At 71.0% G+C, this 24060-nt stretch carries 21 protein-coding genes; 10 read left to right on the forward strand and 11 right to left on the reverse strand.

Translation table 11 applies throughout. The features are described from left to right. Window positions 1-47: 47 nt before the first annotated feature. From Raf01_RS16275 to Raf01_RS16290, 4 genes are all read left to right on the forward strand, one after another. Window positions 48-1610, forward strand: coding sequence for a M48 family metallopeptidase (locus tag Raf01_RS16275; RefSeq protein ID WP_203918718.1), 1563 nt, complete (start codon window positions 48-50; stop codon window positions 1608-1610). After that, window positions 1611-2741, forward strand: coding sequence for a hypothetical protein (locus Raf01_RS16280; protein ID WP_203918719.1), 1131 nt, complete (start codon window positions 1611-1613; stop codon window positions 2739-2741). It begins immediately after the preceding gene. Between the two features lie 136 nt (window positions 2742-2877). Beyond that, window positions 2878-3378: a SigE family RNA polymerase sigma factor gene (locus tag Raf01_RS16285; protein WP_203918720.1), complete on the forward strand. Its 501-nt coding sequence runs from the start codon at window positions 2878-2880 to the stop codon at window positions 3376-3378. Then, on the forward strand, window positions 3365-4441 hold the full coding sequence (locus tag Raf01_RS16290; protein ID WP_203918721.1) for a hypothetical protein: 1077 nt from the start codon (window positions 3365-3367) through the stop codon (window positions 4439-4441). Before Raf01_RS16285 ends, Raf01_RS16290 begins: the two co-directional genes overlap by 14 nt. Window positions 4442-4584: 143 nt before the next feature. On the opposite strand, the gene Raf01_RS16295 is transcribed toward Raf01_RS16290, so the two are convergent. Next, window positions 4585-5070, reverse strand: a complete 486-nt coding sequence (locus Raf01_RS16295; RefSeq protein ID WP_203918722.1) for a carboxymuconolactone decarboxylase family protein — start codon at window positions 5068-5070, stop codon at window positions 4585-4587. A 159-nt stretch (window positions 5071-5229) separates the two neighbouring features. Here Raf01_RS16295 and Raf01_RS16300 point away from each other — a divergent pair, with 159 nt between their 5' ends. After that, on the forward strand, window positions 5230-5982 hold the full coding sequence (locus Raf01_RS16300) for a TetR/AcrR family transcriptional regulator (RefSeq protein ID WP_203918723.1): 753 nt from the start codon (window positions 5230-5232) through the stop codon (window positions 5980-5982). Here Raf01_RS16300 and nuoH read toward each other — a convergent pair. Beyond that, complete coding sequence (gene nuoH / locus Raf01_RS16305) at window positions 5875-7305, reverse strand: NADH-quinone oxidoreductase subunit NuoH (protein WP_203918765.1); 1431 nt, start codon at window positions 7303-7305, stop codon at window positions 5875-5877. The two genes, Raf01_RS16300 and nuoH, sit on opposite strands and share 108 nt — an antisense overlap. A gap of 211 nt (window positions 7306-7516) precedes the next feature. Between nuoH and Raf01_RS16310 the strand changes: the two genes are divergently transcribed. The 3 genes from Raf01_RS16310 (at window position 7517) to Raf01_RS16320 (ending at window position 9334) form a co-directional block, all read left to right on the forward strand. Then, window positions 7517-8338, forward strand: a complete 822-nt coding sequence (locus tag Raf01_RS16310) for an SAM-dependent methyltransferase (protein WP_239133652.1) — start codon at window positions 7517-7519, stop codon at window positions 8336-8338. A 51-nt stretch (window positions 8339-8389) separates the two neighbouring features. Beyond that, entirely contained in the window at window positions 8390-8548 is a 159-nt protein-coding gene (locus Raf01_RS16315; protein WP_203918725.1) for a dihydrofolate reductase family protein, read from the forward strand. A gap of 147 nt (window positions 8549-8695) precedes the next feature. Then, window positions 8696-9334: an alpha/beta hydrolase gene (locus tag Raf01_RS16320; RefSeq protein WP_239133653.1), complete on the forward strand. Its 639-nt coding sequence runs from the start codon at window positions 8696-8698 to the stop codon at window positions 9332-9334. Here Raf01_RS16320 and Raf01_RS16325 read toward each other — a convergent pair. Continuing rightward, window positions 9299-10696 (reverse strand): dihydrolipoyl dehydrogenase family protein, encoded by a 1398-nt coding sequence (locus Raf01_RS16325; RefSeq protein ID WP_203918727.1) that lies wholly within the window; start codon window positions 10694-10696, stop codon window positions 9299-9301. The two genes, Raf01_RS16320 and Raf01_RS16325, sit on opposite strands and share 36 nt — an antisense overlap. Window positions 10697-10966: 270 nt before the next feature. On the opposite strand from Raf01_RS16325, the gene Raf01_RS16330 reads away from it, so the two are divergent. Further along, window positions 10967-12454, forward strand: a complete 1488-nt coding sequence (locus Raf01_RS16330; protein ID WP_203918728.1) for an alkaline phosphatase family protein — start codon at window positions 10967-10969, stop codon at window positions 12452-12454. Between the two features lie 51 nt (window positions 12455-12505). Here the strand turns inward: Raf01_RS16330 and Raf01_RS16335 are convergent, their stop codons facing one another. Genes Raf01_RS16335 through Raf01_RS16370 form a run of 8 tightly spaced genes read right to left on the reverse strand, consistent with a single transcriptional unit; the run spans window position 12506 to window position 22844 of the window. Further along, on the reverse strand, window positions 12506-14119 hold the full coding sequence (locus tag Raf01_RS16335) for an FAD-dependent oxidoreductase (RefSeq protein WP_239133654.1): 1614 nt from the start codon (window positions 14117-14119) through the stop codon (window positions 12506-12508). Between the two features lie 3 nt (window positions 14120-14122). After that, window positions 14123-15022: an ATP-binding cassette domain-containing protein gene (locus Raf01_RS16340; protein ID WP_203918729.1), complete on the reverse strand. Its 900-nt coding sequence runs from the start codon at window positions 15020-15022 to the stop codon at window positions 14123-14125. Continuing rightward, complete coding sequence (locus Raf01_RS16345) at window positions 15019-16089, reverse strand: ABC transporter ATP-binding protein (protein WP_203918730.1); 1071 nt, start codon at window positions 16087-16089, stop codon at window positions 15019-15021. Before Raf01_RS16345 ends, Raf01_RS16340 begins: the two co-directional genes overlap by 4 nt. A gap of 11 nt (window positions 16090-16100) precedes the next feature. Further along, window positions 16101-17624 carry an ABC transporter substrate-binding protein gene (locus tag Raf01_RS16350; protein ID WP_203918731.1) on the reverse strand — a complete coding sequence of 508 codons (1524 nt, stop codon included), beginning with the start codon at window positions 17622-17624 and terminating at the stop codon, window positions 16101-16103. 42 nt (window positions 17625-17666) lie between these two features. Beyond that, complete coding sequence (locus tag Raf01_RS16355) at window positions 17667-18551, reverse strand: ABC transporter permease (protein WP_203918732.1); 885 nt, start codon at window positions 18549-18551, stop codon at window positions 17667-17669. Further along, on the reverse strand, window positions 18548-19477 hold the full coding sequence (locus tag Raf01_RS16360; protein WP_203918733.1) for an ABC transporter permease: 930 nt from the start codon (window positions 19475-19477) through the stop codon (window positions 18548-18550). The genes Raf01_RS16355 and Raf01_RS16360 overlap by 4 nt, the downstream gene beginning before the upstream one ends. Beyond that, on the reverse strand, window positions 19474-21756 hold the full coding sequence (locus tag Raf01_RS16365) for an amylo-alpha-1,6-glucosidase (RefSeq protein WP_203918734.1): 2283 nt from the start codon (window positions 21754-21756) through the stop codon (window positions 19474-19476). The genes Raf01_RS16360 and Raf01_RS16365 overlap by 4 nt, the downstream gene beginning before the upstream one ends. Before the next feature lie 38 nt (window positions 21757-21794). Next, the gene (locus Raf01_RS16370; protein WP_203918735.1) at window positions 21795-22844 is read right to left on the reverse strand and encodes a LacI family DNA-binding transcriptional regulator; all 1050 of its coding nucleotides are present in this window, start codon (window positions 22842-22844) and stop codon (window positions 21795-21797) included. 210 nt (window positions 22845-23054) lie between these two features. On the opposite strand from Raf01_RS16370, the gene Raf01_RS16375 reads away from it, so the two are divergent. After that, window positions 23055-24023: a dihydrodipicolinate synthase family protein gene (locus Raf01_RS16375; RefSeq protein ID WP_203918736.1), complete on the forward strand. Its 969-nt coding sequence runs from the start codon at window positions 23055-23057 to the stop codon at window positions 24021-24023. The last annotated feature ends 37 nt before the right edge of the window (window positions 24024-24060 follow it).

Consider the following 24060-nt stretch of genomic DNA (forward strand, 5'->3'; position numbering starts at 1 on the left):
GCTCTGTTCCGTGCGCGGACACGGACGCGGGTAGTCGACCTGTTCTGATGCGCATATCTGGACGTGCTCTTCGGGCGTTCGGCATCCTCGCCGGTTTCTATGCTGGCACCGTCGGCACGCTCGTGGCGCTGGCCGCGATCGACGTGCTGCTGGTGCTGCACAGCAGTAGTTCCAGCCCTGTCTTCACCGAATCCAAGGTGATCGGCGGGAGCGTGCTCGTCGCCGTCCCGTTGGTACGCGGGCTGGTTCTGACCCGGCGCCGTCACGGCGCCGGGTCTGCCGGCGTCTCGGTGTCCCGGCAGGAACAACCCGCGCTGTGGGGCCGGGTGCTCGAACTCTGCGATCGGGTCGGTGTCCGGCCGCCCGCCGAGATCCGGCTGGTGTCCGACGTGAACGCGGGAGTCGACGAGGTCGCGCACCTGATGGGTTTGATACCCGGACGGCGGCGGATGTACCTCGGCGTGCCACTGCTCGTCGGCTTGACGGCGGCGCAGCTCGACGCCGTACTCGCGCACGAACTCGGCCATTACAGCAATCGTGACGCCCGCCTGACCCCGACCATCGTGCGGGGCCGGATCGGTGTGCTGGCGGTGCTCCGATCGGTGGGGGACGGCAACACGTTCGCGCAGCAGGTGACCCGCACCTTCTTCACCTGGTACGCCGAGTTGTACCTGCGGACCTCGCAGTCGATCAGCCGGCACCAGGAGTTCGCCGCCGACGACATGGCGGCGCGGATCGCCGGGCGGGACAACACGATCGCGGCCCTGCGCGAGATTCCCGTGCTGGACTTCGCCTTCGACCTCTACCTCCACCAGTACGTCTCGCCCGGGTGGGAAGCCGGCGTGTTGCCGCCGCCCGAGGAGTTCTTCGCGGGTCTGCGGGCGCTGCTCGCCGAGCCCGATCGGCGGGCCGCGCTGGAGTCGGTACGCGAGCGATCGCCCGAGGGCGAGCCCGATCCGTACGACTCCCATCCTCCGCTCACCGAGCGGATCGCGGCCCTCCGTCTCTTGCCGGAGGCCGGCCGCGCCCCGGAGGGCGGTGAACCCGCGCTCGCGTTGCTCCGCGACGCCGGGCGGGTCTGCGCCAGAGTCGCAGCGACGGCGCTGGACCCGAAGGCGGCGGCAAGCAAACGCGTCGTCGGCTGGGACGAACTGGCCCGCGCCGCCGGCCGACGCATGCTCTCCGACGCCGGCGCCCCGGTGCTGCGGACCGCGTCCGCTGCGGTGGGTGCGCCGGTGCCGGACCTGCCCGCGCTGCTGGCGGCGATCGACGCCGGCTGGCTCGACATCATCGCCGGAGCGCTTCCGAAGTCGTCGCGCGCCCAGCAGGCCACGGGCCGGATCGCCCGCGAATTCGCGCGTACCGCCCTGCGCGACGCCATCACCCCGTTGGCTCTCCTGGCGATGGTCGACGCCGGGCTGGCCGGCTGGACGAACAGTTGGGCACGCGGCCCGCACCTGCGGTACGCCGCCGGACGGGCGGACGCTCTCGACGAGGCACTCGACGCCTTGGTCGCCGGGATTCCGGACACCCGACCGCTGCGCCGCCTGCTCTCCGCGTCCGGTCGTCCGCCCGGGCACGCTCCATCCCTCGTACCGACGGGAACGTGAATGTCCGCTCTCTACCTCCTCATCCCTGTCGCCGTCGCGGCCCTGTGGTTCGTGGTGCGCTACCGTGACGGCTCGCTGCGCCGCGCTTGGAAGCGACCGGCACCCGACGCTCCCCGGCAAGCCCCGCCGGCGCCGGCGGCCGAGGAGCCGGTCTGGGAGTTCCGCCCGGAAAACTACGGGCTCGTGCCGGACGATCAGGTGAACACGGATCTGGCCGGCCCGGACCCCCACCTGGTCGATGCGTTGCGGGCGGCGTCCTCCGGTGACTGGCGCCCGGCCTCCGCCCTGCTCGCCGGCTCCGACCCGGAGTGGCGGTGGATCCGGCTGGTGTCGCTGGCCAAGGCGGCGGCCGAGGACGACTCCTGGCTCCGGACCTGGCGCGGCACGCGACCGGATGACCCCGGTGCCGCGCTGGTGGCCGCGCAGAGCCTGATCGAGCTGGCCTGGAAGCTGCGCGGTGCGAAACAGGCTGAGCACACCGACCAGGAGCAATTCGAGAACTTCCACCGGGTACTGGCACAGGCTCCGTCCGCACTCGCCGAGGCGGCACGAATCGCACCGGCGGAGCCCGCTCCATATCTCGGCATGATGTCCGTCGCGCTGGGCGAGGGCTGGCCGCACGAGCGGATGGCAGCGCTGTGGGGCGAGGTCGTGGCCCGCGCGCCCGAGCATGTCGGAGCCCATGTCGTCGCCCTGCAGTACTGGTGCGCCAAGTGGCGCGGTTCGCACGCGTTGATGTACGAGTTCGCCGAGGCGGCCGCGGCGCAAGCCCAGCCGGGAAGTCTGCTGCCGATGCTCCGGCTGGCGGCGATCTACGAGGAGCTGATCGGTCAACGCAGCGACCATCCCGGGTACCACTCGCCGGCAACCACCGCAGCCATCGACGCGCTGCTCGTGGACGTCCGGGCATGCCCGCCAGAGCACGCCTGGCTGCCGGCCGCGAGACACCTGTTGGTGTGGTTCCTGTGGGCCCAGCGCCGGCTGCCCGAGGCCGCGGAACAGTTGCGCCTCGTCGACGGGTACATCGGCGCCCTGCCGTGGAAGTACCACTCGAACCCGGTCAAGCTCTACTCTCCCGTCCGCACGCACATCACCCTTCACGTGGCCCGCATGGCCCGAGAGAGCGCCTGACAACCCTCCGCCCGCCCACCGTCGGCGGTGCGGGGCCTCCGGCACGGCCGGCCCGAATTAATCGACGGACGACTCCACAATCGCGCCGTCGCCAGCGTCTTCAAGGTGACATGCTGGCCATCGTGGGGAGCGGCGGTTGACCTTCGACGAATTCCTCGGCGTGCGGCTGACGTCGTTGTTGCGGTATGCGACGGTGGTCACCTGCAATCCTCATCTCGCCGAAGACATCGTGCAGGACGTGCTGGTCCGGGCTCAGCAACGGTGGGCCAGGATCTCGGCTGCCGACCAGCCGGAGGCGTACGTCAAGCGCATGATTCTCAACCAGTTCCTGTCGTGGCGTCGTCGCCGCGACGCCACGGCGGTGCCACTGACCGAGGCGATGCTGGCGGCGGCGGTGTCGCCCACCGACGCTCCCGCCCGCGTGGTCGAGCGGGATGCCCTGCTGCGCCAGATCGCGGTGCTGCCGCCACGGCAGCGCGCGGTGATCGCGCTGCGCTACTACGAAGACCGAACCGACGCGGAGATCGCCGCGCTGCTCGGTTGCAGCGAGGTGACGGTACGCAGCCACTGCTCGCGCGCGCTCGCGGCGCTGCGCACGTCGACCCGGCTGTTGGAGGCCGCACATGACCACCGATGACGCGATCCGTGACGCGCTGGAGCACCTTGCCCACCACAGTCCCGACCCCGAGCGCACGCTGCGCGGGCTGGCCGGCCGCCAACGCGCGATGCGTCAGCGTCGGATGCTGACGCTTGCCGGCGGGATGGTGGCCGCCGGGGCGGTCGTCGGCGCACCGCTGTTCCTGATGAGCAGACAGCACGCCGCGAGGCCGGCCGGAGCGGCGGGCACGTCGGGGAGCGGCGACGGGATTCCGCTGCGTTACCGGCCGGGGTGGCTGCCCGCCGGCATGGTGGAGGTCCTCCGCATGGTCGGCGCGGACGCGGTCAACGATCCCGACCTGCAGCTGCGCGAGTGGCGAAACCCCGGCACCGGCCGGCGCGTCCGGCTGATAGTGGGCGGTGCGAGCAGCGTCGTCACCGAAGGCCGGCAGCGCATCACCGTGCAGGGGGTGTCCGGATTCGTGGACCCGGACATCATTCCCCGGCAGAACGCGGTCGCCATCATCTGGGAGGCCGCGCTGGGAGCGCTGGTGCAGGTCGTGGTCGACGTCGACGAGCCGGGATCGCTGGCCGTACCGATGCGCATCGCCAACTCCGTCACCCGCGACGGGAAATCCGCCCTCACGCCGCGGCTCGCCTTCGGTTGGCTGCCCGCCAACACCCACGAGTCGATGGGGCGGCAGAGCCACGGCAGCAGCATCGTGATGGCGTCCCCGCACGGGTGGGCCGAGATGGCGACCTACTCGGAACCGTACAGCGCCGGGGCGCCCCTGCCGCACCTCGACATGCCCGATGGACTCGGCCCGGTGTCCGACGCACTGTCGTTCGGCGTGACCGCGACCATCGGTCCGGTGGCCGATGTCGGGCCCTCCGTGCCGGCAGCGGGCGGCGCGGCGCGCGACACCGTGACGGTGCGTGGCACCCGGGGCGTCTTCGTCAGCCCTCAGATCCTGCAGATCCCGCTGCCGAAGGGCCGGACGCTGCGGGTCGCCGGTGCCCAGACCCGGCCGGACCTGGTACGGATCGCCGACTCGCTGCGCATCGGTCCGGATCCCGACGTGAGCTGGGTCGGCAGGCGCTGACCGGCGCGCGGCCCTTGGTGAGTGCGGAGCCGCCGGCTCCCGACGTGGGCGAGTGACCGGCCGGACCGGCCGCGTGGCGGCCGGATTGAGAGCGGCCGCCACGTGGCCATCCGTGACCCGGCGGGACAACGTCCCGCCGTCGATCAGCCGAGCGAGGCCGCGAACATGCCGGCCTCGTACGAACCGCCCTTCTGGTGCACGATCACGCCCATCCGGTTGGCCGCGTTGATCATGGCGACCAGGCAGACCAGCGCGGCGGTCTGATCGTCGTCGTAGTGCTTGCGCACCAGGGCCCAGGTCTCGTCGGACACACCCTGGTAGGCGTCGGCGAGCCGGGTGCCCTCCTCGGCCAGTGCCAGCGCGGCCTGCTCGGCCTCGGTGAACACGGTGGTCTCGCGCCAGGCCGCGACCAGGTTGAGCCGGACCGAGGTTTCACCGGCGGCCGCGGCCTCCTTGGTGTGCATGTCGATGCACCAACCGCAGCCGTTGATCTGGCTGGCGCGAAGCGAGACCAGCTCCTGGATGGAGTTCGGCAGCGACGACTGCGCGATCACCAGGCTGGCGTTGGCGAACCGCTTGGAAAACTTCGCGGCGAGCTCGTTGCCGAACATGTTGAACCGGGTATCCATGACTTCCGTCCTTCCTCGTGTCGCACGTGACGAACACGAGATGCCGGACCACCCGGTTCCTGTGACAGGGCCGGCCGCGTGAGGTGCGCCACAAGCCCATTCGGTGTGTGCTGTACCGCCTACCGTACGGTCCGACCCACACGACGTAGCATCGGCGGCGTGCACGAGGCGGAAGAGGCCCGGCGGGAGCCGGAACGGCAACGGCGCCGCCGGTCGCCCGCGGCGCCCGGCCCGGTCTGGGCGCGCTCGGAACCTCGGCGAGACGCGTTGAACCGGGCGGGGATCGTGGCCGCGGCTTCGCGGATCGCCGACGCCGAGGGCCTCGGAGCGGTCTCCATCCGCCGGGTGGCGAGCGAGCTCGGCGCCGGCACGATGAGCCTCTACACCCACGTCGCGAGCAAGGACGATCTGCTCGATCTCATGTTCGACGAGCTGATCGGCGAGGCCCGCGTCACCGGGCCGCCGCAGCCGGACTGGCGGGCGTCGCTGATCGCGATCGCCCGGCGGAAGCGTGCTCTGTGCCTGAGCCACCCCTGGGCCGTGCGGCTCTACGGTCGCCGTCCCCTGCTCGGGCCCAACGCGATGCGGCTGTTCGAGGAGACGCTGGCGGCGATGCACGACCTGCGCACCGACCCGGCGACGGCATGGCAGGTGATCTGCGCCGTGGACGACTACACGCTCGGGTTCGTCCAGCGGGAGACCGTGTACGGCGAAGCCGCCCGCCAGCAGGGCAGCGCGCTGAACGACTGGGAGGCGACCATCGACCCGTACCTGCGACAGGTGACCGAGAGCGAGGACTTCCCGCTACTGCGGGCCCTGCGGCCGGTCCTCGGCAGGACCGACGAGCGGAGCTTCGAGCAGGGTCTGGACTGGCTGCTGGACGGGATCGAGGCCCGCCTCGGCTCCAGGTGACCCACCCGCCGCAGCGCCTGCCTCAGCACCCGGTGAGCCGCCCGCCGCCGGGGCCGTCGACCGATCCGTCACCAGGCGCCGGGTCCGGGGAGACGGGGGTACCACCAGGTCCATCGGCGGCAGCGGATAGCCACCCGGTGCCGAGCCTGGTGCCGGGGCCGGTGAGTCGGCGGGCCCGGATGCCGGGCGGGCGCCACCCGGCCAGAGGCTCACGATGAGCAGCGCGAGCACCGCGACGCCGACCCCGATCCCGATCCGCGCCGGCAGGCCGCCGAGGCCGGCCGTCCGCAGCGCGGCGACGACCACAATCCACAAGAGATTTCCGGGTACCAGGACCTTCCAGCCCAGTCGCATGAACTGGTCGTACCGCAGCCGGGGCAGCGTGGCGCGCACCCAGACGAACACGAACAGCAGGATCAGGATCTTCGCGACCAGCCACAGCAGCGGCCACCAGCCCCGGTTCAGTACGCCGTGGTCGACCATGGACAGCGGCCACGGTGCCCGCCAGCCGCCCAGGAACAGAGTCGTACAGAGCGCCGAGACCGTGATCATGTTGATGTACTCGGCGAGGTAGAACAGCATGAACATGACCGAGGAGTACTCAGTGTGGAAACCGCCGACCAGCTCGGACTCGGCCTCGGGCAGGTCGAACGGCGCCCGGTTGGTCTCACCGACACCGGCGATGAAATAGCTCACCAGGCTCGGTGCCAGGATGATTCCGTACCACACCCGCGTCTGGCCGGCCACGATCTGTGAGGTCGACAGGCTCCCGCTGTTGATGAGCACGGCGACCAGGGGCAGGCCCATGGCGACCTCGTAGGAGATCAGTTGCGCGGCCGATCGCACGGCACCGTACAGCGGGTACGGCGACCCGGACGCCCAGCCGCCCAGCACAACGCCGTACACGCCGATCGCGGAGCAGGCGAACACCAGCAGTACGGCCACCGGTAGGTCGGTCAGCTGCAGCGGAGTGCGGTGGCCGGCGATGCTGACCTCGGGACCGAACGGGATCACCGAGAACGCGACGAAGGCGCAGATGGCGGAGATGGCCGGCGCGATCACGTAGACGACCCGGCGGACCTCCGTCGGCATGACGCTCTCCTTGAGGATCAGCTTCAGCCCGTCCATCAGGGACTGCAGCCAGCCCCGGGGACCCACCTGGTTGAGCCCGGTGCGCTGCTGCATGCGGGCCACGACCTTGCGTTCGAAGACGATCGTGAAGATCGTCATGACGTTCAGGAACGCGAAGATTACGATGATCTTCAGCACGATCAGCCACCATGCGTCGTGCCCGAAGTCTGCCAGTGCCGGTCCGCTCGCCATGCTCGTCGCCCTCGTCACAGTCGTCCTTGCCGCAGTCGTCCTTGCCGCAGTCGTTCTTGCGGCAGTCGTCCTCGCCACTATCGCCCGTACGATGTACGGAAGACCATACGCCGTACGGTCGGCGGGTTCGGCGGGGGGCTGGACGACTGTCGCGGCCGGATCGGTACCGGCCGCCAACCAGCAATCGATCGATCGGTGCCAGGATGGGTCCGTGGCAGACGACCGCGACTTCGGGACCGATGAATTCGTGACCATCGACGGGCAGCGGCCCAACTCCGCGCGCATGTACGACTACCTGCTCGGCGGCGCGTCCAACTTCGCGGTGGACCGGGAGGCCGCGCGGCAGGCGGCGGCGGTGTTCCCGCACTTCCGCATCGCGGTCCGGGTCAACCGGGAGTTCCTCGGCCGGGCCGTCACCTACCTCGTGCGACAGGGCATCGACCAGTTCCTCGACCTCGGCTCGGGCATCCCGACCGTGGGCAACGTGCACGAGGTGGCCCGCCGCCACAACCCGACCGCGCGGGTGGCCTACGTCGACAACGAGCCGGTCGCGGTGACGCACGCCCGGACGCTGCTGCGCGACGACGCGTACTCGGCGGTGGCGGACGTCGACATCCGTGATCCCGCCAGGGTGCTGGCCAGCCCGCAGGTGGCCGAGTTGCTGGACTTCTCCCGGCCGGTGGCGGTGCTGGCGGTGGCGATCCTGCACTTCCTGCCGGACGACCAGGATCCGTCCGGCATGCTTGCGGCCTACCGGGACGCCTGCCCGGCGGGCAGTTACCTGGCGCTGTCGCACGGCGCCCAGGTCACCCTGACCGACCAGCAGATCGCCGACTTCCAGGCCGCGTACGCGCGCACTCCCACCCCGGCGGTGTTCCGCACCGAGACCGAGATCGCCGGTTTCTTCGCCGGCTACGAGCCCGTCGATCCCGGCGTCACGCTGCTACCGCGGTGGCACCCGGAGCAGCCGGTGAGCGAGCGGGACGCCCGCGAGGCCAACCTGTACGGCGGTGTCGGCATCCTGCGCGGCTGACGCTCGACCGGTCAGGGTGCCCGGAGCAGACGGGCCCCACTGGCCGGGCTGGTGGACGAGATCGTGGTACTCCTCGCCCCGGTGCTCCTCGGCTCGGGTACCCGCCTGTTCGACTGTACGGTCGGCCACCCCATCGCGCTCGAACCCGCCCCGCCGTCCACCGCCGGCCGGGTCACCAACCTTCGCTACCGCGTTCCGAAGAACGCGTGACCGCGACGCCGTGCGGGCGCGGGGCAGGCCGTGGCCGATGATGGGTGGGTGGATCCGGTGTTCGTGTTCGTACACAGCCTGTTGTTAGGCCCTTCGACGTGGGCTCCCGTCGCGGCGAGACTGGCAGCCTCGGGTGCGGTGACGGCGGTGCCGTCGTTGGTGGACGTGACCGACGCGGACGACCCACCGTTCTGGCCACGTATCGCCGCCCGAGTCAACGACGCGGTGGCGAGCCTGCCGCGGGACCAGCCGATTCTGCTGGTCGCGCACAGCAACGCCGGCGTGTTCGTTCCCGTTGTCGTGCAGGCGGCTCGGCGTCCGGTCGCCGGGTGCCTGTTCGTCGACGCGCGGCTGCCCTCCCGTACCGGGCCGACGCCCACCGCCTCACCGGAGCGGTTGGACTACCTGCGGACGACCGTGACCGGGGGCCGGCTGCCGCAGTGGACGGCGTGGTGGGACGAGGACGACGTCGCGCGGCTGTTTCCCGATCCGCAGACCAGGTCGGCGGTCTCGGCCGAGCAGCCCCGGCTTCCGTTGAGCTACTACGAGCAGCGGGTTCCCGTGCCTGCCGGCTGGGATGACCGGCCCTGCGGGTACCTGCTGTTCGGGCCGCCGTACGACGGCATGGCGGCCGAGGCGCGGGATCGGGGCTGGGACGTCGACGAGGTCCGGGGCGAGCATCTGCACCAACTCGTCGATCCGGACGCGGTGACCGCCCGCATCGTCGCCATGACCGAGGACTGGGGTGCCTCAGCCGGTCGGCGCGGTGGGAGTGTTCCTCAGTAGGAACGTGAGCCCCTCGGACATCGTCGGGTGGACGAAGACCGTGCGGCGCAGTTCCGGGTACGGCAGCCGACCCACCATCGCCGTCTGCACGACGGCCATCGGTTCGCTGGCCTCGGCACCGAAAACGGTGAACCCGAGGATGTCGTCGCTGTCCGCCGCGATCAGCATCTTCATGAACCCGCGCGGCTCCGACAGCGTCCTGGTGCGCAACACGGCGGCCATCGGCATGGACAGCAGGCGGTACCGGACGCCACGGCGGCGGGCCTCGGACTCGGTCAATCCGACGCGCGCGAGTTCCGGGTCGGTGTACATGCAGTACGCGAGCAGGCGGTCGCGGGTGGTGCTGCTGCCTCCGCTCACGTTGTCGTACACGATGCGGAAGTCGTCGAAGGACGCGTGGGTGAACTGCGGGCTGCCGGCACACTCGCCCATGGCCCAGACGTTCGCGGCCGTGGTGGCCAGGTGCTCGTCGACGGCGATGTAGCCGCTCTCGGTGAGCGTGACTCCGGCTAGCTCCAGCCCGATGCCACTCGTGTTCGGCGTACGGCCGGTGGCGACCAGCAGGTCCGTACCCTCGACGACGTCGCCGCCCCGCGACCCGGTGACGACCCGGACCCGGTCGCCGGAGGCCCCCTCGACGCTGCGCACCTCGGCGCCCAGCTGAACGGTGATGCCCTCGTCGCGGAACAGTTCGAGGATCGCCGCGCCCACGTCCGCGTCCTCGCTGCGGGCGAGCTGCGGCCCGTGGTCGACGACCGTCACCTTGGCGCCGAAGCGGCGCATGGCCTGCGCCAACTCCAGGCCGATGTAGCCGCCGCCGATGACGATCAGGTGCTCGGGCAGACGGTCGAGGTCGAGCAACTCGATGTGGGTCATCGGCCGCGCGGCGGCGAGCCCGGGCACGTCCGGCATGCTGGCGTGAGTACCCAGATTGAGGAACACCCGCTCGCCGCTGATCCGGCGGGTGCCACCGTCAACCAGCTCGACATCGACGGTCCGCTCACCGACGAAGCGCGCCCCGCCCATGATCAGCTCAGCGCCGCTGGCCCGGTAGCGGTCCAGGTGAAGCTGGCGCAGGCCGTCGACCATCGCCCGCTTTCTCGCCTGGACGCCGGTCATGTCCGTCGCGACCGACTCGGCCTCGACGCCGAATTCGGCCGCCCGCGTCGCGAACCAGCGGACCTTCGCCGAGTGAATGATGTTTTTGCTCGGCAGGCACGCGATGTTCGGGCAGGACCCGCCGATCAGGCTGCGCTCGACCACGGCGGTGCGCCGGCCTTCGCCCGCCATCGTCCAGGCGAGGTACTTGCCGGCTTCGCCGCTGCCGATGACGAGAATGTCGACGTTCTCGGTAGAAGGCATCGGCACGGCTCCTCTGACAGCTGGCGGCCTGGCCGCGCTGACAAAATATCACCTATTGCGCCGATTGGCGGCAATTTCGGCGAACGGCGGCGGATCCAGCACAGCAGTGAGGACACGTACCGGCCGGGCACCGGTCGGTGAGGTGAGCGGGCGTATTGTCGGATCGATTGTCTTACGTTCATGAATGAATCGATCGCGCGTCGCTCCCTGGACACGCCTGCTTGACAGGCTCGCGCAGGGGCGAGAACGGTCTTCCGGGGAGGCATCGTCATGCCAGAGGGAATGTCCGACGGGGTCAGCCGACGCAGGCTTCTGGGCGCCGCGGGTGGCGCGGCGAGTCTGGCTCTGCTGCCCGGCTCCGTCCGCAAGGCGCTGGGGAAGCGACCCGAACCGCTGCGGTCGCTGCGACAGATCGAACATGTCATCTTCCTGATGCAGGAGAACCGGTCGTTCGACCACTACTTCGGCACGCTGCCCGGAGTGGCGGGGTTCGACGACCCGCACGCGCTGCGCCTGCCGAACGGCCGCTCGGTGTTCTACCAGCCCGACACCGTCCACCCGGACGGCTATGTGCTGCCGTTCCGGTTGGACACCACCACGACCAGTTCGGCGGCGGTGCACACCACGACCCATGCCTGGGGGCCGCAGCACCTGTCGTGGAACGGCGGCAGGATGGACAACTGGATGCCCGCGCACCGGGCCGCCGACGGCAATGTGGTCGGGCCGCTGGCGATGGGTTACTACACGCGCGAAGATCTGCCGTTCCACTTCGCGCTCGCGGATGCCTTCACGGTGTGCGACCGGTATTTCTGCTCGGTCTTCGGCCCGACACACCCGAACCGGGTGATGGCCATCAGCGGAACGATCGACCCGGACGGCAAGGCCGGCGGGCCGGTCGTGGACAACAGCTTCGCGACCACCGCACCGTTGACCTGGACCACCTACCCGGAACGGTTGCAGCAGGCGGGGATCAGCTGGAAGTACTACACGGCGAACCCGCTCGACACCGACCTGGGTTGGTTCCACCAGTTCCGCACCGCGGAGGCGGGCTCGGACCTGTACGTCAACGGGATGACGCCGCACCACCCGTCGGACTTCGCGGACGACGTGGTCAACGACCGGCTGCCTCAGGTCGTGTGGTTGGACTCGCAGTACCTGCCGTCGGTGTATGGGCTGCCGGAGGCGAACGAGCACGCCCCGGCGTTGCCGGCAGCCGGTGCGGAGTACATCTACAACGCGCTCGAGGCACTGGCGTCCCGGCCGGACATCTGGTCGAAGTCGGTCTTCATCGTCACCTACGACGAGAACGACGGGTTCTTCGACCACGTTCCACCACCGACCGCCCCGGAGGGTACGCCCGGCGAATGGGTGACCGCGTCGCCGCTGCCGTCCGGCGCCGCCGGCATCGCCGGTCCGATCGGCCTCGGTTACCGGGTACCCACACTGGTCGTGTCGCCGTGGAGCAGCGGCGGCTGGGTGTGCAGTGATGTCTTCGACCACACCTCGATGCTGAGGCTGCTGGAACGGCGGTTCCGCGTCGCCGAGCCGAACATCAGCGCGTGGCGCCGCAGGACGGTCGGCGACCTGACCTCGGCGCTGCGCCTGGGCCACCACAACCCGCACTTCCCGTCGCTGCCCGACCCCGCGCCCGTGTACGAGCGTGAGGTGCAGGAGGTGGCGACCCTCCCGTCGCCGACGGTGCCGACCGTCCAGACCGTGCCTCACCAGGAGCGTGGCCACCGCCGGCACACGCCCTGAGCCCGACGCGACCGGTCGGGCACGACGCCCGAGCTGCCGCCGCGGCGAGCGTCAGTAGCCCTTGACCTGCGGCCAGGCCAGTTCCACGCCGTCGCGGACCAGCTCGTCGCGGAACGCGTCGAGCAGCCGTCCCGTCGCGTGGACCTGGTGCGGTTCGAGGTCGTGCTCCAGGCAGTGCGCGGCGAGTGCGCCGGCGACCTCGCCGACGTTCCACTCGACCGGGTGCAGCCGGTAGCACCCGTTGGTGATGTGGGTGGTCCCGAGGTTCTTGCCCGCGGGCAGGAGGTTGCGCATCCGTACCGGCAGGAGAGCGCCGAGCGGGATCTGGAACGGGCAGCTGGCGACGTCGATGTAGGTGTCGCCACCGGTCGACGGGTGCAGGTCGATGCGGTACATCCCGACGCCCACCGAGTCGGGATACGCCACCGCGCCGTTCTCCCCGCGTACGGCCAGCGACAGGTCCTGCTCGACGATCGTGCGCTTCGCCTGGATGCGCCGGGACTCGCGGATGTACGGCGCCTTGGCCAGTCCGTCACCGGTACCCATGGCATCGCCGCGCAGCCGCAACCCCGGCCATCCGGTGCCGCCGTCCGGGCGGGGCGCCTCGGTCTGCAGCCAGTAGAGCATGCTCAGGCTCAACTCCCGCGCGCCGTCCAGGTGCTTGGCCCGCTCCTGCTCGCTGACCCCGATGATGGGACCCGGCAGATAGTCGATCATCGGCCAGTTCACCACCGTGATGTCGCTGTCGGCGAGCCCCGGCCGCAGCATCCGGCGGGACAGGATGCGCCGGAACACCCAGAGGTCCTTGTCGCCGGGGTCCTTGCTCTGGTCGGCGACGACCGGCCCGGAGTCGGCGTTGGGGACGAAGGTGCGGGGTACCGTCTCCAGCGTGCGCGGGTCGGGGGCAACGAGGCTGAGCAACGGGTTCGGCCACTTCGGGGGCTGGTAGCGGACCCAGTCGGGGTAGCCGGCTGGCCGGTCGATGGTGTGGTCTTCGCCGGCCCGGTGGTCGATGGCGAAGACCCACGAGAATGCCTGCATGTTCGCCGGCTCGGGGTGCCGCGGGGCGCTCGGTTCGCCGGTACGTTCGCCGGACTCGAACCCGGTGACGTGCTCGACACCGGCGAGCGGGAGCAGGTCGCCCAGCTCGGTCGCGTCGAGTACAAACCGTGCCGTCAGTTCCCGGGTGGCGCCCGAGGCGTCGGCGACCGTCACCCCGGTGACCCGGTCGCCGTCCACGGTGGCGGACACCGGACGGTGCCCGAGCAGCAGCCGTAGCCGGCCGGCGGCGAGGTAGGGCGCGAGCATGGCGTCGAGGACGGCGGCGGCCACCCGCGGCTCGTGGCACAGCCGGCTCACCCGACCCTCGCCGGGGTTGAGATCCCGCGCCGTGCGGGCGTCGTCGGTCAGTGGGTACCAGGTGCGGTAGTAGTCGCGGATCGACTCGCGCAGCGCGCGGTAGCTGCGCGTGCACCCGAACTGCTCGATCCACGGGTGTTCGTCGGGCGGGACTCCCTGGCTGGTCAGCTGGCCGCCGACCCAGTCGGTCTCCTCAGTCAGCAGTACGCAACGGCCACGGCGCAGGGCGGCGAGTGCGGCCGCCACACCGCCGAGGCCCCCGCCCACGATGAGTACCTCGGCCGACATCGCCCGCTCGATCTTCACGTATCACCTTTCCGTCGTACGTTCGCTGGTGCCGCCGGCCGGCATCGGCTCGCCGCCGGCCGGGTCGGGCACCGGTGGACTGTCCTCGGTGTCCAGCTCCAGCGCGGCGTCGAGCAGACTGCGGGTGTATTCGTGCCGGGGGGAGCCGAGGACATCGGTGGCCCGGCCCTCCTCCACCAGCACGCCCCGCCGCATGACCGCGATGCGGTCCGCGATCTGGTGCACCACGCCGAGGTCGTGGGAGATGAACAGCATTGCCAGGTGGTGTCGCCGCCGCAGGTCGTCCAGCAACCGCAGGATCTGGGCCTGGACGGAGACGTCGAGCGCGGAGACGGCTTCGTCGCAGACGAGCAGCCTCGGCTTGACGGCCAGGGCGCGCGCGATGCTGATCCGCTGGCACTGTCCGCCGGACAGCTCGCCGGCCCGGTGCCGGGCCACGCTCTCGTCCAGCCCGACATCGTCGAGCAACTGGCGCAGGGCGGCTGCGCGGTCGCCCGCGGGGGCGGAGACCGGGTGGGTACGCCACGCCTCGCCGATGATCGCGGCGACGCTCATCCGCGGGTTGAGGGAGGAGCGCGGATCCTGGAACACCATCTGGACGGCGCGTTGCTGGGCTGCGGTGCGCCGGCCCACCGGGCCGACCCGGTCGCCGTCGAGCAGCACGGTACCCGCGTCGGGCCGGGCGAGCCCGACCACCGCCCGGGCGAGGGTCGTCTTGCCCGATCCGGACTCGCCGACGAGGCCCACGGTCTCGTCGGCCGCCACGGTGAGGCTCACGCCGTCGACGGCGACGACCTCCCTCGGCGCCGTGCCGGTGCCGGTCCACCGGTGCAGCCGGCTGCCGGTGCGCCGGCCGAAGCTGACCCGCAGGTCGCGCACTTCCACGAGATTCTGGCCGGTCATGCCTGCAACAGCTCCTCGGCGAAGTGGCACGCGGTCCAGCGGTCCGGCGCGACCGACCGCACCGCCGGCTGTTCGGTGCGGCACCGCTCCCGGGCCATCGGGCAGCGCGGGTGGAAGGCGCACCCGGCCGGCCGGTTCGCCGGTGTGGCCGGCGTGCCTGGCAGCGGGTGGGCCAGTGCGGTACGGGTGCGCACCGCGGGCACGCTGTTCACCAGCGCCCGGGTGTACGGGTGGGCGGGCCGCCCCAGGACCGCGCCGGTCGGGCCGCGCTCGGCGACTCGGCCGGCGTACATGACCACCACCTGGTGCGCGACGTGCGCCACCACCCGCAGGTCGTGGCTGACCAGGAGCATCGCCAGGCCCTCGTCCTGCTGAATCGAGTGCAGCAGGCGCAGGATGCGCGCCTGGACGGTGACGTCCAGTGCGGTGGTGGGCTCGTCGGCGAGCAGCAGGGCCGGGCTGCCGGCCAGCGCCAGGGCGATCATCGCCCGTTGCCGCATGCCGCCGGAGAACTCGTGCGGGAAGTTGCGCATCCGGCGGGTCGGCTCCGGGACGCCGGCCCGGTCGAGCAGTTCGACGACCCGGCGGCGTACCTCGGCGCGCGGCCGGCCGGAGCGGCGGAGGATCTCGCCGACCTGCCGGGCGATGGTCTGGGTGGGGTTGAGGGCGGCCAGCGGGTCCTGGAAGATCATCGCGATCTCGTGCCCGCGCAGCCCGCGCCGCCGCGCGGGGTCGGTCCGCAGCAGGTCCTCGCCCCGGAAGCGCAGCTGCCCGCCGACCGCGGCCCCGTCGGGCAGCAGGCCGATGATGGCGTTCGCCGTCATCGTCTTGCCGCTGCCCGACTCGCCGATGAGCCCGACCGTCGTTGCCGGCGGGATGTCGAACGACACCCCGTCGACGACGCGGACCGCTCCCGGCCGGCTGCCACCGGCTCGAAGTCGCGGGTTTGTCCCGGTGCTGGGCAGTTCCACGACGAGCCCGTCGACCTCCAGCAGCGGCTCCGACGGGGCGGCCGGCGCTGTGGAGCCGGCCGCGAGCATCCGTGCGGTCATTTCGGTTGCGGTCATTTCGCTTGCGCTCAAGAGCGCACCTGCAGGTGCGAGAAGTCGGGCAGCCCGTTCGGGTCCGGACTGAACCCGGCGAGGCGCTTGTTCCAGGCGTAGGCGTACTTGACCGCCATCGGGAACATGCCGACCGCGTCCTGCCAGATGATCTGCGTCGCCTCGCCGTACAGCTTCACCCGCTCCTGTTCGTCGCTGCTCGCACCGGCTTCGGAGAGCAGCTTGTCCAGCTGCGGGTTGCAGTACCCGTTGCGCTTGGCCGCGCACGGGTACAGCCGGCCGATGGTGTTGGCCGCGTCGAGCATCGGATTGGACAGCTGCTGGAAGTTGATGTCCCAGTTCAGCGCGAGCAGGTCCTTGGTGAACACCGCCTGCTCCTTCTCCAGCAGGTCGACGTGGACCCCGATCTTCTCCAGGTCGGACACGACCGCCTGGTTGAACTGGCGGAACTCGGCGTTGGCGAACTGCAGCCGCAGCTTGGTGTTGAAGTCGAAGCCGGCGGCGGTCAGCGCGGCCTTCGCCGCGGCCGGGTCGTACTTGACCGGCTGCTGGGCGACGTAGCCGAGAGTCTGCGGCGACACGACCGAGTCGGACAGGCTACCGGTCTGCGGGTACAGCTGCTTGATGATGGTGGGGAAGTCGACGGCCTCCCACAGCGCGCGGCGTACCTGAGCGTTGCGCAGTGCCGGCGTGGAGGAGTTGAACCACATGGTGAACACGGCCGAACTCTGGATCGTCTTCACCGTGAGGTTGCTGTCACTCTCCACTTGGGACAGTTGGTCGTCGGGGATGCCCCAGGCCACGTCCACCTCGCCGGTACGCAGCGCGGTCAACCGGGAGGCCAGCTCGGGCATCTTGCGGATGGTGACCCGCTTCACCTTCGGCGCCCCGCCGTAGTAATTGGGGTTGGGCACCAACGCGATCTCGTTCGGGCTGAACTTCTCCAGCTTGAACGGACCGGTTCCGACCGGGTGCTCGAAGAACGCGGTGTCGTTCGGCGCGACCCCGGCCGGCAGTACGAAGAAGACGGCGAGCTTGCGCGGGACCGCCGCGTCCGGCTTCGACGCCTTCAGAACCACCTCGTTGTCTGAGGTGGCGGTCATCGTGTACCCGGGGAAGTTGGCGGCGTTGGTGCCCTTGAGGTCGATGAACCGCTTGAAGGAGTCGACGACGTCGGCCGAGGTGAGCGTCTTGCCATCGCTGAACTTCACGCCCTGGCGCAGGGTGAGCGTCCATTGGGTGGCGGTGCTGTCCGGCTTCCACGAGGTGGCCAGGTCGCCTTCGAGCGAGCCGTCCGGCTTGGTGCGCACCAGCCGGCTGAAGATCTGTTGCTCGGCCATCTGCGGGCCGGTACCGCCGCCCTGCGGGCCGTCCGGGTCGATGCTGTCGATGGGGTAGGTGCCGGCGACGACGACCTCGCCGTTGCTGGAGTCCGTACCGCCGCTGGTCGCGGCGGAGCACGCGGTGAGGGCCATCGTGGCGGCGGCGAGCATGGCCAGGGCCGTGCGCCGCGTCGCCGGCAGGGCAAGCGATCTGGTCATCGCAATCTTCTTTCGGTGAAGGGGTTGAGCGGTCGCGGGCGGCTACCGGAGATGCCCGCGTCCATATCGAGCGGTGAGCTGGTCGCCGAGGATCCCGATATTGATGATCAGCAGCGACAGTGCGATTCCCGGCAGGGCCGAGATCCACCAGGCGGACTCCAGGTACTGCTTGCCGTTGGCGATGGTCTGACCCCAGGAGACCGCGGAGTTGGGCAGGCCGATGCCGAGGAAGCTCAGTCCGGCTTCGGCCAGTACGACGAGGGCGAACTCCAGCGTCGCCAGCGCGACGACCGGGCCCGCGGTGAACGGGACGATGTGCCGCAGGAGGATGGACACGGGCCGGACGCCGAGCACGCGGGCCGCGTCGACCCACGCGCGTTCCCGGATGGACAGCGCGACACTGCGGGTGACCCGCGCGAAGGAGATCCAGGCGGTGGCAGACAACGCCACCACGACGACCAGGACGCTGCGCTCGAACGCGCCGGCGATCACGATGGTCAGCAGGATCGCCGGGAAGGCGAGCAGGATGTCGATCCCGCGGGCGAGCACCATGTCCGGCCACCCCCGGAAGTACCCGGCGACGGTGCCGATGGCGACGCCGACGAGGCAGGAGACGGCGACCGTGCAGACCCCGATGAGGACCGAGGTGCGGGCGCCGTACACGACCTGGGCGAGCACGTCACGCCCGACGCCGTCGGTACCGAACCACGCCGTGGCGCCGGTGGACAGGTGCGAACCGGGGCGCAGCAGCCGGTCGTCGAGCGAGACGTGTACCGGGTCGTAGTCGATGAGCAGAGGCCCGACACCGCCGATGACGGCGTACAGGGCGAGCACCACGTACGGGATGCGGCCGAGCCAGCGCCGGGTCGCGTGAGCCCGGCGGGCGGCGACCTGCTGGCCGCTCCGGGCGTCGACGAGCACACTCATGATGTGCCCTCCAAGCGGATTCGCGGATCGAGTTGCGAGTAGACCAGGTCGGCGACGAGGTTGAAGAGCATGACGATGCCGGCGATGAGGAACGTGGCCGCCTGCACCACCTGGTAGTCGCGGTTGGACACCGAGTCCACGACGAGCGAGCCGAGCCCGGGCCAGGCGAAGACGTTCTCGACGATGACCGCGCCGCCCATCAGGCCGCCCATGTGCAGGCCGACGATGGTCACCACCGGGATGAGCGAGTTGCGCAACGCGTGGCCGAGCAGCACCTGCCGCTCGGTCAGCCCCTTGGACCGGGCGGTCTGGATGTACGGCTCGCGCATGGTGTCCGCGACGCTGGTCCGGGTGAGGCGGGCGACGATGGCGGTGAACGGCAGGGCCAGTGTCACCGCCGGCAGGACCAGGTGCGCCGGTGTACCGGAGCCGGCGCTGGGCAGCAGCCGCAACGCCAGCGCGAAGATGAGGATCAGCATGATGCCGACCCAGAAGGTGGGGAACGACTGCAGGGCGATCGTGCTGGCCGACACCACCCGGTCGACGGCTGTGCCGGGGCGGCCTCCGGCGAGCAGCCCGAGCGCCAGCCCGACCACCACGGCGATGAGGGTGGAGGCGAGCATCAGCTCGGCGGTGGCGGGCAGGCGCTCCAGCACCTCGGCCATCGCCGGGCGGCCGAACAGGTAGGAGTCGCCGAAGTCGAACCGGACGGCGTGGCCGAGATAGCTGAGGTACTGCGCGAACATCGGCCGGTCGAGGCCGAGCGACGCGGTCAGCTGGTCGATCTGGTCCTGGCCGGCGTCCGGCCCGAGCAGGATCGACACCGGATCGCCCGGAGCCACCCGGACGATGACGAAGATGAGCGAGGCGGCGCCCCACATCACCAGGACCCCGATGAGCAGCCGCTTGACGACGACCCGGATCACGCCGGCCGTCCGGTGGGGGCGGTGACGGTGATCGGCACCGGGTCCGGGCCGGGCGGCAGGTCGACGGTCACCGTCGCGCCGGCCTCGACCGGAACGGTCGCGGGCTGGGCGCGTTCGCCCACCAGTACCGTGACCTCGTCCCCGGCCGCGGGAGGGGTACCGAGGGTGAGCCGGCCGGCCCCGGCGCCGGTACGGTGGACCACCGTCCGTACGGTGTCGGCCGTTCGCGTGTAGTCGGCGACCACGACGGAGTCGTCGGCCTCCACGAGGACGGTGCCGTCCAGGCTCACCCGTAGCCGGTCGCCGGCGCTGATGCTCAGCCGGCCCTCGCGCAGGGCGAGATTGCGAAGCTCCGCCGGCTGCCCGGGGTGCGCGAACCGCCAGCCGCCGGGCCGGGGGTCGGCCAGCTGCTGCATCGCCAGGTATGCCAACAGGTTGCCCCAGCTGAGCAGGAAATCCGAGCGCGCCTCGAACGGGTGGATGTCCTCGTCCGGGCTGGAGAAGTAGTTCTCGTGGACGTGGCTGTGCTGCTCCCACTCGAACCGGAAGATGCCCAGCAGTTCGTCGACGATGCGCTCCACGTGGGAGTCCAGCCCGTACCGCCGCAGCCCCTCGACGACGAGAAACGCGATCGGACCCCAGATCCGGCCGCGCATGTAGTGCCGGTCGTAGCCCGAGTCGCTGCGCGAGACGCTGGGCAGCGGAGGTGAGCCGCCGAGCAACTCCGGCACGAGCAGCGTGTCCACCAGGCGGCGCGCCCTGGCCGGGTCGGGAATCCCGGCCAGCAGGGGGTAGAACGACGTCGGGGCCAGGTGGACGTCGAACGAGCCGTCGCCGAGGCGGTTGCGGTAGTGCCCCGCCTCCTCGTCCCAGAAGACCTCCTCGACGCGCCGGCCGGTCTCGGCCACCTCGGCCCGCAGCCGTGCCGCCGTCCGGGTTTCGCCGAGCCGCTCGGCGATCGCGGCGAGCGCTTCGCCGTCGACCGCGTGCAGCGCGTTGAGGCCGACGTCGGCCAGGTTCATGGTGTGCGTGACCGGGTCGTACTGGATGTCGTCGTACATCGGCGAGTCGTCGAGGCCGGATTCGCGCCGGGTACTGTCCACAGTGGCCGACTTCGGGTCGTCGGTCGGGTCGGAGCCCCAGGCGAGTGCGCCGTGCGGGCCCCGGCGCGCCCGGGTCCACCAGTCGTGCCAGCCGAGCAGCGTCGGGTAGGCGTCGGTCAGCAGCCGGCGATCCCGCGTCTGGTCGGACAGGCCGCTGCTCAGGTAGGACTTGAACACCGTGTACGCGCCGACCGGAGGCTGGGACCTGTCGTCGGTGCGTCCCCGCTCGTCGGAGACCCGGTTGGGCACGAAGCCGTCCGCGGTGGCCTGCTCCAGCATCTGCTGGTAGATGCCGCGCGCGTAGTCGTGGTCGATCCAGGTCGCGGTGAGGCCGCAGAAGAAGGTGTCCCAGCCGTGCAGGGCCCAGGTGCCGTAGAAGCCGCCGCGGGCCTGGCTGACGAAGTCGCGCGAGGTGGGCGTGATGACCCGGGCGAGATCCGTGCGGATCACCGTGTTCCAGGTCAGCGCGCGCTGGTAGCCCTCGGCGGCCCGGCCGAGCCAACCGGAGCTGCCGATCGCCGCCGACTCGGCGTGCCGGCGCGCGGCGTCGACGTCGAAGCCGAGGTCGACGCTGCCGTCCGCCTCTGCGTTGCCATCGGCCTCGGTGCGGGCCTCGGCCTCGGCGCCGCTCCCGGCTTCGGCGCTGCCTCCTGCGGGCGCCCAGGAGAACCGGTGCGTCCCGGTACCGGCGGCGAAGCTCAGCCGGAGGATCCCGTCACCCGGCTCAGCGGTGGCGGGCGCGGACAGTGCCACCCGCCAGCGCTGCGCCCCCACCTGGAGGTCCCACCGGTCGGTGGCACCGTCCGGCGCTTCGGGCAGCGCGACCGTGTGGTCCGTGGGTGCGCCGGGCAGGCGGTCGACGATGAGGTGCACGGTGTACCCGTCCGGCACGGACTCGACCAGCTCGGCGAGTCCACACAGGACATTGGGTCGGGGATTGGTGAGGACCAGCCGCAGCACGGCATCGCCGCACCGCACGGTCACCTCGGCGTACTGCCCGTCCACGGTGTGGTGGCCGAGCCGTTCCAGGCCTCGCCGCCAGGTGAAGTCGTCGACGATCCGGCCGTCCGGCGTACCGATGCCGACCCGGACCCGGGTTCCGGACGGCAGGTGCGCCGCGGCGGTGTGGTACTGGACGTCCCAGGTGTTCCAGTCGATGGGTGCGGGCCGGGTCATCGTGGCGGTACTCCCGTTTCTCGTGGGTGTCGTGGCCATCAGGCGGTCCCGCCGGCCGTGTGCGGGGGACCGACGGTGGCGCCGTCCATCAGCGGGCACTCGACGCTCTCGCTGCGAGCGGTGCTGTCCGCCGACTCAAGCAGCCGGATCAGCAACCGGGTCGCCTCACGGCCCATCTCTTCGCGGGGCACCACGAGACCGGTCCAGGGCGTGTCGTCCCGCCGGGCGCCGGTGGAGTCACCGAGGACGACGATGCTCAGGTCGCCCGGTACCGATGCGCCCTGACGCCGCGCGCACCCCAACAATTCCTCGGCGAGCAGTTGCTGTTCGGCGACGACGCCGGTGACGCCGCTGCGGAGCATCTCGCTCAGCAGCCCGTCCACCTCGTCGACCGACTCCAGTGTCCACACCGGACCGGTCAGCCGGCGGGTCGTGCCGGCCGGCACCGCCCGCCGGAACCCCTTTTCCCGGTCCCGGCTCGGCTGCGCGTCGCCGTTGCCGAGCCGGGCGTAGGCCACCCGCTCGTGCCCGAGCGCGAACAGCCGCTCGGTCAGTTGCTGGGTCGCTCCGGCGTAGTCGGCGGCGACGTACGAGATCGGCGCGCCGGAGACCTCCCGGTGTCCCACGTAGACGAACGGGTAGCCGGAGTCGCGGAGGTGTTCGATTTCCTCGATGTTGGGGTACCGGCCCAGCAGGAGGGTGCCGTCGGCGAGCGACAGCCGGGTGGAGCCGTCGCGGAAGATCTGGCGCTGCCCACCGGCGCTGGTGAACATCAGCAGGTCGTAGCCCAGCTCGGCGGCCTCCTGCTCCATGCCGAGCAGGAACGGGAAGTAGAAGTCCACGCTGGTGGTGGGGAAGACCTGTTCGAAGGTGTAGACCCCGATGATTTTGTTGCGCCCGCCGGCCAGCGACCGCGCGGACGCGTTGGCGACGTAGCCCCACTCGCGCATCACGGCCAGCACCCGTTCGCGGGTCGCCGGGCTGATTCTTACTCCGGCGTCGCGTTCGTTGAGCACCAGCGAGACCGTGGCCTGGCTGACGCCGGCAAGCCGGGCGATGTCGGCCTGCGTCGGGCGTCTGGCGGGCACGCGGTTCATCGTGGTCTCCAGTGCTAATGCGTGCTACTTCGGTGATCGCAAAGTTTCGCCCCGGTCGCGAGTCATGTCAATAGAGCTGGGCAGGTTCGCTCGTCGCGACTTCGCTCGAAACAAACGAGAAACGCTAATACCCATTAGCGTCTAGCGTCGGGTCGGGTCGCCGGGTAACGTCCGGGACCACTCCCACCCGAGGGGTGCCCAATGCCTACCGATGCGGACCACGACGGTCACCTGCTTGCCGGGGTGACCATCCCACTCATCACCGCGCTCGATGAGCGCGGGCGCCCGGACGCCGACGCGGCCGGGCCGCTGCTGGCGCACCTGGCCGCCGGCGGCGTCACGACCCTGATGCTCGCCGGCACCAACGGCGAGGGCCCGGTGCTGCCCGCGGACGCCATCCGGGAGTACGCGTCGGAGATCCGCGCGCGGTGGCGGGAGCTGATCGGAGCCTCCGCACGGGTCATGGTCACCGCGACCGGCGCTGGCACCGACGAGACGCTGCGGCGGCTCGAATGCCTCGCCGACGTGCCGATCGACGCCGTGGTCGTGTCGGCTCCGTTCTACTTCCGGCACACCGAAGCCGAACTCGCGGCGCACTTCCACGCCGCGGCCGCGCACGGGCGGCCGGTGGTGGCCTACAACAGTCCCGGTTACACCGGAAACCCGTTCACTCCGGCGCTGCTGCGCCGTCTCCTGGAGACGCCCGGCATCATCGGGCTGAAGGACAGCTCGGGCGATCCCGCGCTGTTCGGGGAGTTCTGCGCGGCGGCCGCCGCGCGCCCGGACTTCCGTGTCGCGCAGGGTGCCGAACGCAGGCTCGCCGAGGGGCTGCGAAGCGGCGCCGCCGGGCTGGTGCCGGGCGTCGGCATGCTCGCGCCGGCCCTGTGCGTCGAGCTGTTCCGCCTCGGCCGGGCCGGCGACCACGACGCCGCGGCGACGCGGCAGCGTGACGTCGACCGGCTCGCCGACATCTTCGCGGTCCGGCCCGGCGCCAGCGGTGTCGTCGTGGTCAAGACCGCCCTACACCTGCTCGGGCTCTGTCCGCCCCACGCCTCGGCGCCGTTCCAACCGTGCACCGACGGCGAATTGGCCGCGCTGCGCGCCGCCCTGGCCGGCATGCGTGACCTGTTGCCGCACGCCGCCGGCCTGCCCGCGCTTCCGCCGACGTGAGTTAGCTGCCCACCTCCCGGGCCTCGTCTCGGGGGAG

The sequence above is a fragment of the Rugosimonospora africana genome, from assembly GCF_016862975.1.
Lineage (GTDB): Bacteria > Actinomycetota > Actinomycetes > Mycobacteriales > Micromonosporaceae > Rugosimonospora > Rugosimonospora africana.